Source organism: Oleiphilus sp. HI0117, from assembly GCF_001635235.1.
Map to the genome: position 1 here is coordinate 1 of NZ_LWGA01001480.1, position 9,012 is coordinate 9,012.

General features: G+C 42.6%; 8 protein-coding genes. 5 read left to right on the plus strand and 3 right to left on the minus strand.

The genetic code is table 11. The annotated features are described in order from the left end of the window. Positions 1-251: response regulator (locus tag A3757_RS24585; protein ID WP_156506568.1), on the plus strand; the 251-nt coding region annotated here is incomplete at its 5' end. Here the strand turns inward: A3757_RS24585 and A3757_RS24590 are convergent. Together A3757_RS24590 and A3757_RS24595 are read right to left on the minus strand one after the other, a co-directional pair. After that, a complete protein-coding gene (locus A3757_RS24590) occupies positions 248-754 on the minus strand; it encodes a tRNA-uridine aminocarboxypropyltransferase (RefSeq protein WP_068516123.1) in 507 nt (168 codons plus the stop codon). The genes A3757_RS24585 and A3757_RS24590 overlap by 4 nt on opposite strands. Before the next feature lie 3 nt (positions 755-757). Further along, positions 758-1,657, minus strand: a complete 900-nt coding sequence (locus tag A3757_RS24595) for a diguanylate cyclase (protein ID WP_068552608.1) — start codon at positions 1,655-1,657, stop codon at positions 758-760. A gap of 393 nt (positions 1,658-2,050) precedes the next feature. On the opposite strand from A3757_RS24595, the gene A3757_RS24600 reads away from it, so the two are divergent. After that, the gene (locus A3757_RS24600) at positions 2,051-4,510 is read left to right on the plus strand and encodes an RND family transporter (protein WP_068516129.1); all 2,460 of its coding nucleotides are present in this window, start codon (positions 2,051-2,053) and stop codon (positions 4,508-4,510) included. Positions 4,511-4,516: 6 nt separating this feature from the next. Here A3757_RS24600 and A3757_RS24605 read toward each other — a convergent pair whose 3' ends face one another. After that, positions 4,517-4,807 carry a hypothetical protein gene (locus tag A3757_RS24605; RefSeq protein ID WP_068516158.1) on the minus strand — a complete coding sequence of 97 codons (291 nt, stop codon included), beginning with the start codon at positions 4,805-4,807 and terminating at the stop codon, positions 4,517-4,519. Between the two features lie 221 nt (positions 4,808-5,028). On the opposite strand from A3757_RS24605, the gene A3757_RS24610 reads away from it, so the two are divergent. From A3757_RS24610 to A3757_RS24620, 3 genes are all read left to right on the plus strand, one after another. Further along, entirely contained in the window at positions 5,029-5,796 is a 768-nt protein-coding gene (locus A3757_RS24610; RefSeq protein ID WP_068552606.1) for an ABC transporter substrate-binding protein, read from the plus strand. Continuing rightward, a complete protein-coding gene (locus tag A3757_RS24615; protein ID WP_068552604.1) occupies positions 5,793-8,726 on the plus strand; it encodes an EAL domain-containing protein in 2,934 nt (977 codons plus the stop codon). Before A3757_RS24610 ends, A3757_RS24615 begins: the two co-directional genes overlap by 4 nt. Before the next feature lie 5 nt (positions 8,727-8,731). Continuing rightward, positions 8,732-9,012, plus strand: a 281-nt coding sequence (locus A3757_RS24620) for a Sir2 family NAD-dependent protein deacetylase (protein ID WP_304439224.1), incomplete at its 3' end; no start/stop codon positions are given.

Below are 9,012 nucleotides of genomic sequence, written 5' to 3' on the forward strand. Positions count from 1 at the left end.
AAAAAACGGTCCCCTACAACCTCATTTTCATGGACTGCCAAATGCCGGAAATGGATGGATATGAAGCAACTACAGCGATCAGACAAGGTAAAGCCGGAGAAAACGCCAAGCAGCTACCTATTGTTGCCATGACAGCTAATGCAATGAAAGGTGATGATGATAAATGCTTTGCTGTGGGAATGAATGACTATATTAGCAAGCCTGTCGATGCCATGATCGTTCAAGAGAAGCTAAATAAATGGCTACATTAAGATGGCAGCGCCCTGTTAAACGCCTCATAATGATAAGCGAGTTCACTTGCTGACTCAGACTCACCTGCAAGCTCAAGTAGTTCGATAACACACTCAGCCGTACACAACCCGCCTTTTAGCTGATTTCCTCTACGCACAAAAGTGGAAGGTGTCACGTTATCCAAAGAGAACTTGTCGGCTTGTTGCAAATAAGGGCTTTGTCTATACATTTTCTTGGCTTGTTGCCAAGTAGCATCCAGAATCACGTAGTGAGTATAGGAAAAAAGACATTGAGGGTCAGGCTGATAAGTGCCAGGGCTATCGGTGTTTTGTGTAGGCAGTTCTTCTCTAGGAAAGAGCACCGCGGCTTGCTGCCGAGCCAATAGACTCAATAAACTTTCATCGGGTTCCCGACGCTTCCAAACGACAAGTTCGCAATCACCCTTCAATATACCTCTAACGACTGCACCCGTATTATTCTTCTTTTCTAATTCCCGCTCATGCGTAAGTAATATAAACTTCATTAACTATAAAATACGATTACGGCCTGCTTCTTTAGCTTCATATAATAATTTGTCAGCACTCTCGATAAACTCTGCCGCACTTTGCCCTTCACCAGCAAACTGAGCAATCCCACCACTAACCGTGACATGATCTGCCACTAAAGAGTGTTCATGAGGATAATTCAAATCACTAAACAACTTATTTATACGCTTCGCAACCGCTTGCGCTTGCACCGCATTGGTATTAGGCAAAATCACTGCGAATTCTTCCCCACAATACCGAGCAACAATATCGGCTGGTCGGCACATCGCTTTACGCAAGGTTTCACCAACAGCCTTTAAACACTCGTCACCGGCTTGATGTCCGTTGTTATCATTGAAAGGTTTAAACTGATCAACATCGATCATAATCAAAGTTAAAGGGTCTTTCTCTTTGATTGACCTAGTGATCTCCAGCTCCATGGCCTTATCAAAACCACGGCGGTTCACCAGTCCTGTTAAGGTGTCTTGAAATGCGAGCAACTCCATTTTTAATTTGGTGCCATGAAGCTCGTCCTGAATCTGGGCGATACGCTCCATCGCATGAATCATCGCTTCAAGCACTTCAGGCACTATCGGCTTATAAAGATAAATATCGCCGCCTGACTGAATACCCACAGTACAAAACTTAGTATCCGTTTTAGCACTAACAAAAATAATGGGGAACCATATAGAGGTATCTTGACGAATAATTTTAGTCGTTTCAAAACCGTTAAGACCAGGCATTTCAACGTCCATCAAAATCAAATCGACTTTCTCTTGCCGACAGAGGTCAATTGCATCCTGTCCACATTCGGCCTCGATGACATCATGCCCAAGCCCGGCAACTACTGCTAGAGACACAAGCCTCATAGAACGCTGGTCATCAACAATCAGTACTTTCATAACTCACTCAACTTTTATTAGTCATTACATGCTCAGATCGCTATGGCTAGTTAACGGCCTTTAGTATACTGAGCAACTTATTATGAGAGCGGCCATAATGAAGCACCACAATTGTTACAAGATAAAATCGTTTGTGCTCTAAAGTACAGTATAGAGTATGCCCAAGCATTTTTCTTACACAAGACGACTCGATTCATAATTTTTTGCGCTCTGATAAAAAACTGTTAACCCAAGTGCAAATAACTACTTGAACAGCCGAAAAATACTGTTAAAGTGCGCACGTCTGGATTCCATAGGACTACATATATCTCTCGCCACGCCCAGAATTGGCAGAGCACCCTATATGTTAAGAATCCATTTGCACTGCACAACAAACTTAGAATAGACGCACCCATGACAGAAACCCCACTGATTCGCCAAATTGTTTCTCGACCCGCACTCAGTTTTATTATCACTCTGGCAATTATCCTCGTATCAGCATTTCTCGCGGCTCAAGTAACAAAAAACACCACGCCCTATTTCTTGGACCGCACCCACACAGAGCGCGTTAAAGAAGATCTGATGACAGATATTTTTGAGCGATCCAGAGAAACCATTGTTATTATTCTCGAGGCAAAATCTGGCGATATTTTTTCTGCAGAGTCACTGAGCTTATTAGAAACTATTCATAAGACTCTAGACTCCGTTGACTTGATAGAAATGATCAATCCTAAACTCAACACAGGCAAGTCACTCGATAAGGCCAGCTTAATCAGTCAATATAACCAAAGCCTGGCGGCGGCTAAAAACGAGCAAGAATCTAAGGAAATAGAAGCATTACTAGGCCAATACCTCTTCCCTATTCGCAATATCAAGTCACTACTAAATAGTGATGACATTTTCATGCTTGAAGATGAGATCACCATTGCCCCCAACTTCGAGCAAGAAAAGATCGCTCAATGGCAACAGAATCAAGGCAAAGAAATATTAGATAACCCTCTGTTTACGGATGCTTTGGTTAGCCCAGACGGCCGCGCAATGGCAATTAATCTTGAACTAAACATCGATACCGACGATAGCGCAAGCACTACTGCGATATTCAATAAGGTTCAAGGGTTGATAAAACCCATCGTTGAATCAAGTAATTTCGACCTCTACTTTTCTGGCTCACCAGTCGTAAATGTAGAAATTTCTAATGTTATGGAAAAGGATAATCAACGCTATTTCCCTTTAATCGTCCTATTAATAGCATTAACACTGGCCTATTTATTTCGCAGTGCCTGGGCCCCGTTCTTTGCGCTCAGCGTATCAATTATCAGTATCGTCATCACCTTTGGACTCATGACCTTGCTGGGCATATCCCTGAATATCGTGACCACGATGTTGCCGATATTCATTATCACCATTGGCGTAACAGATGCCATTCATGTTCTTTCCGAATCTAAATTAGACCAAAACAAAACAAGTAAGCAAGAAGCAACTATTGCTAAAGTCAGTAAACTTTTTCGCGCAATGTTGCTTACGTCGCTGACGACAGCTCTTGGTTTTTTCTCACTTTCATACACCGAAATTACTAATATAAAAGAATTCGGCATCATGGTTGGAATCAGCGCTATTGTCGCGTTTATTATTTCTGTAACGGTGCTGCCTACTTTAATGGCAAATATAAATTTTTCTTCAGGAACAACTCAGCGCCCCATTCGTTTCTTTGAGGCTTTAGAAAACATTGCTAAAAAGCAAACCATTTCTCGTTGCTTCGCACTGCTATTCCTTTTAGTCGTCTTCTCCTTAATCGGGCTTCCTAATTTCTACGTTGACCAACAAAACCTTCACTCCTTCAAAGCCCAGACTCAACTGAGGCAAGATGATGCCAGAATCAACGAGTTACTAGGTGGCACCGTACCAGTGAACGTATGGATAAGCTCAGATGAGCAAAATGGCATCCTTTCTCCTGAGGTATTACGAGTGATAGAAAAACTCGAAGCGCAAGCTAAGCGTCATGATGCAGTTGGCTACACAAGCTCAATATCTGGTTTTATCAAACAGCTACACAAAACCTTATCGCCCAATGATGACAAGATACAAAGCTCAGAGCTAAGTCCGGAGCTTATATCCCAATATTTATTTTTGTTAGAGGGCGGCCCCTCACGAGACCTTGAGTCTATTGCCAAAGTGGGCCCTTACAATGAAACTCGCGTGGTAATCATGTCCAAAACAGATGGCTCCAAGCAGTTACAGCAACTGTTAGACGATCTAGGCCCTATTGCTGAAACCTTACCTGAAGGGGTTTCGTTTAGATTCACCGGCTACGGGAGTATGAATGCTGCCGCCTCAAAAGAAATTATCCAAGGACAACTTTCCAGCATTATCATTTCGGTTGTCGGACTTTTATTGGTTTTGTGCACGATCTACCGCTCAATCCGTATTGGAATAATCGCTATCTTCCCACTAAGCATGTCATTACTGGTCATGTTCGGACTGATGGGTTTATTGCAGATTCCTTTAGATATCGGCTCTAGTCTGCTATGCGGCATTGCCTTCGGCATCGGCATCGATTACTCCATACATATCGTCGAAGCCTACTTACGAAACTTAAAAGCACTTCAATCTAGGGATGCCGCAGCTCAAGCAGCCCTGACAGATATCACCTTCCCAATATTAACCAGCGCTTTTACCATTGCATTAGGCTTCTCAATCCTCTTGTTGTCAGAGTTTCAGCCTATTTTCAACCTCGGACTTCTCATTAGTATTACCATGCTAGTGTCTGCGCTATGTACACTTTTTATCATGCCAAACCTTCTGAAATTAGCTAAGGTAGGAAAAGTAGTAGAGCAGGAAGAAGAGCTCGAACCTTCGATGCTTGCAGAGGGCTAACCAGCCCTACTCAAAAACCTTATATTTTTTGATATACCTGAGTGCAAAAGGCGTCTCGATTAGCATATATGTCAGTAAACTAAACCAGAACCAGTTAGTCTCTAGAATGATCAACGATAACTTGAGGTCTTGACCTTGATATAAGCTGCCAACCACCAAGAGAGATATCACCATAGCAGCCAAGTCGTTCGTAAATAGTTTGTTCAAATCTCGCCCCGCAAACCGAGGATAAACGAACAAATAAGTAAGCGTCACCAATAGGAAATTGATCAATAAAATAAGAGCTTCAGCTTGCATAATCATTCCGATTCAAACTTGTAAACAGTCATCATACCTCGAACTGATAACAAAGTGACTAATAACAAACGTTAGTTGTAATAACGACACAATCTAAAAGCGACACTCCAAACCGGCCAAACTCTACTACACTAATATCACTACCGACATAATAACTAAGTTAGCCTGCTTTTTTGAAATCAGATATCTAGATTTGAATTGGCTTATAAACGGTTAGGTATATGAAGCGTACAAGTGCCACAATTAAAGCATTAACCCTGCTTTTGTTAGTCAGTTTCCATTCACTCTCTAAGGCTGAAACTATCCAAATAGCCAGTGGAGAATATCCGCCGTGGACCTCACAATCACTGCCGGGTGGAGGCTACATTAATCATCTAGTTAGCGAAGCGTTTAAGCTCCACAACATTGACGTCAAATTTGACTATCTCCCTTGGAAAAGAGCCCTAGAAGCGACTCGAATCGGTAATTATCACGCCACGTCTTTTTGGGGGGAAAGTGAAGAAAGAAGACAAGACTTTCTCCATAGCCAAACGATCGAGAATATCTATTTTGTCTTTTTCTACACTAAAAAACGCTTTAACGGCCCGTTCAAATGGCAAAGCCTTGATGAACTAGGCCGTTTAAAAATTGGCGCTACGCGGAGCTATACTTATAACGATGAATTTTGGCGTTTATACAAGCAAGACAGGTTAAGAGTGTCAATTAGCAATACAGATATAGATAACTTGCGAAAACTAATCAGCGGAACAATCGACTTATTTCCTATCTCTGAATTCACAGGAAAGTACCTGCTTCATAGAAACTTTTCACCAGCTGAAATAGAATCGATCGGAATCAACACTAAAGCACTCAGTGAAGGTAAAAACTATATTTTATTTTCCAAAACCCAGCCAGACAGCCAATACTATCTAAATATTCTGAATGCCGGGCTCGAAGCGCTCAGACAAGAAGGTAAATTTCGAATTTTCCAAGAAGAAATGTTTAAATGAAACAGCTCTATTTATCTCTCATATTATTATTTGGTTTCAGTTTTTATGCGCTGGCTAGCAATCAGCCAATCAGCTTTGATCACAGTACCGAAAACATAGTTCTAGCCAATCATATTGTATATTTTGAAGATAAAGACCACTCACTGACGCCTGGGAATATCCACACAATACAGAATACTCAATGGCAATCTTTACCTGAAGGTCGTGCCAACTTTGGTTTTTCAAGTAGTGCTTATTGGTTTCGCTTTGCTGTACAAAACGAGACGCCTGTTGATATACCCGCTTACCTACACGTCAACTATAGCCAGCTAGATAATATACAGTTGTTTCACAGCATTCCAGGTTCACCTTCTCATTCGGTGACTCTAAAAAAACTTGTCGAAACCGGAGACCGATTCAATTTTGCACAAAGACCCATCGAGTTTCCTACTTTTGTTTTACCACTTGAGCTCTCTGCCGGGCAGCCTCAAGAGTACTTTGTGAAGGTGAGCAGTGAAGGCTCTCTTCAGGTTCCTTTGCAACTATGGGAGCAAGAGAGTTTTCTACTACAAGCGAATAACTCACTATTTCTCTACGGCTGCTTTTTAAGTGCGCTTTTGATTATGAGTGCCTATAACCTGTGCCTGTTTCTAATCATCCGCGACAAAACCTACTTGCTCTACAGCTTTTTCATCCTTTGTATGGCTGGGATGCATAGTTCACTAGATGGCTTTGCCTATCAATGGTTCTGGCCTAGTGCGCCCAGCTGGCATCAAATATCTGCAATTACCTTTATCTCTTTTGGCTTACTATCTACGATGCTCTTCACCCGGACAATACTCCCCATACCAGAGAAAAGTATCCTCTACCGTGGTATCAAGTTGCTTACTTTTTTGACTGTTGTCTCTGCTATCACCAGCCTATTTCTACCCTATCGCCAGGCAGCCATCCTTAATGGTGGCATGACTGTCATAGTGATGAGCAGCGTCACCTTTATCTGCTTGGCAATGCTTCGGTTTAGCCCGCGTATTGCACGCTTCTTCTGCATCGCATGGGGCGCTTACTTTTTGGGTATCGTACTAAAGTCTTCAAGCAAAATGGGCTATTTGCCCTCCTCTACCTTTACCGAATACGCTGGAAATATTGGCGGTGTCGTGGGCATTGTTATTATATCAATGGCATTGGCTGACCGAATCAATAGCGAAAGGCGAGCACGAGAGCAAGCACAATCCCAATCTATTGGTAACCTCAAACGCTTTGAAAACCTCTACCAAAATTCACTTGAGGGAATATTCAGCTACGACAAAAAAGGGACCTTGTTGTCAGCAAACCCAGCCTTTTTGTCACTGATAGGTTTAGAGGATATTCCGTCGTTTAGCGGAAAAACTAAAGACTTAAACGGTTATTACCTTTCAGAAAAAGAGTTCACTGAGTTTTTCAAAGCGGTTAAGAAGTCAGGCCAAGTTGTCGACTACGAAGCTCAGCTCAGCAACTCCCTAGGTGACTCCATGTGGGTGAATATTTCTGCCCGTTATGTGAACGAGCAGGGAAACGAGGAACTGGAAGGAACTCTAATCAATATTAATGAACGAAAAGCCTTTGAACAGCAGCTAAAACATTTGGCTGAGCACGACTCTTTAACAGGCTTTTATAACCGTAGAACCTTTGAGAGTTCAGCAAAAGAGTTATTGCTTAAAGTTCAAGCAGGTGAAGATTCGGCCTGCTTACTATATATGGATCTAGACCAGTTTAAGATTGTGAATGACCTCTGTGGCCACACTGCAGGCGACATCTTGCTAAAAAATATTAGCCAGAAGCTGCTTCAAGAAGTAAAAGCGCTCGGGCCTCAGCAGGTCATCGCTCGACTGGGGGGCGATGAATTCGGCATTCTCGTTAGCCAAACAAGTCTTCCCAAAGCAAGGCTTATTGCCGAAAGTCTCAGAGAAGCCGTCGAGAAATTTTTATTTATCTGGGAAGGTAAGCGTTACAGCATTGGCGTCAGTATCGGCTTGGTTGAAATATACCCTTATCACCAGAATGTAGAACAACTACTAGCCATGGCGGATGCTGCTTGCTATATGGCCAAAGACCAAGGGCGTAATCGTGTTCATGTATTCATTGAGTCTGATAAAGACCTACAGTTCCGACAGCTCGAAATGCAATGGGTCACAACAATTAAAGAAGCACTAACGAATGATCAGTTCTTTTTAGTCTTTCAACACATTGCGCCCAACCAAGGTCAAGAGCAAAACTTTCATTACGAAATCCTGCTTCGCCTGATCAATAGCAACGGCAACCTTTGTTCTCCAGGCCAGTTCTTGCCCGCGGCAGAACGCTATAACCTCATGCCTAATATAGATCGCTGGGTCATCAAGAATTACTTCGCTTGGTTAGGTAAACACCCCGAGCACTTGGAAAAGCTCGGCTGTGCCAGTATTAACCTCAGTCCACAGAGCATTGGTCAAAAAGAATTCTCAGCTTTTCTGGTTAATCTCTTTGAAGAGAATAAGGTGCCGCCCCATAAAGTCTGCTTTGAGATCACCGAAAGCATGGCGATCACGCATCTAGATAATACCCAGAATTTCATCGATAAATTCAGGGCGCTCGGCTGTCGCTTTGCACTCGACGATTTTGGCACAGGCTTTTCATCCTATGCCTATCTAAAGGACCTTAATATTGACTACCTAAAAATCGATGGCGTATTTGTTAAAAACTTATGCGATGATGCCGTAAATACCGCAATGATCAAATCAATTGCCGACGTCGCAAGTGCTATAGGCATAGAAACGATTGCAGAGTTTGTTGAAACAGCAGAGATTCAAGATAAGCTGACCGAAATAGGCATCACTTACTCTCAAGGCTATCATATTCATAAGCCAGTAAAGCTTGATTCCCTTGCGCTTGAAGAGAGTAGAGCCCAACCTAACAGCCATGAAGAAGGTAATAGCTAGTCAATATGAGTACCTTATATATTACGGGCGCAGGTGTTAGCGCAGAAAGTGGCATTCCAACGTTTAGAGGTGAGGATGGCTTTTGGACCATTGGCAGTAAGAACTATACCCCGATGGAAATGGCTACGCGCCGAATGTACACCGAAAACCCGGTAGAATTTCTATCTTGGTACTATCATCGTTTTGCAACGTATCGCCATCACGGGCCAAATGAAGTCCACCATTGGCTCGCAGATAAAAACCTGATCACCCAAAATATTGATGGTCTTGATGGTAAGGCCGGCAA

Bases quoted from the DNA above. Each gene is read 5' to 3' on its own strand.
- A3757_RS24610 (WP_068552606.1), top strand. From the start codon at position 5,029: ATGAAGCGTACAAGTGCCACAATTAAAGCATTAACCCTGCTTTTGTTA.
- A3757_RS24605 (WP_068516158.1), bottom strand. From the start codon at position 4,807: ATGCAAGCTGAAGCTCTTATTTTATTGATCAATTTCCTATTGGTGACG.
- A3757_RS24615 (WP_068552604.1), top strand. From the start codon at position 5,793: ATGAAACAGCTCTATTTATCTCTCATATTATTATTTGGTTTCAGTTTT.
- A3757_RS24590 (WP_068516123.1), bottom strand. From the start codon at position 754: ATGAAGTTTATATTACTTACGCATGAGCGGGAATTAGAAAAGAAGAAT.
- A3757_RS24600 (WP_068516129.1), top strand. From the start codon at position 2,051: ATGACAGAAACCCCACTGATTCGCCAAATTGTTTCTCGACCCGCACTC.
- A3757_RS24595 (WP_068552608.1), bottom strand. From the start codon at position 1,657: ATGAAAGTACTGATTGTTGATGACCAGCGTTCTATGAGGCTTGTGTCT.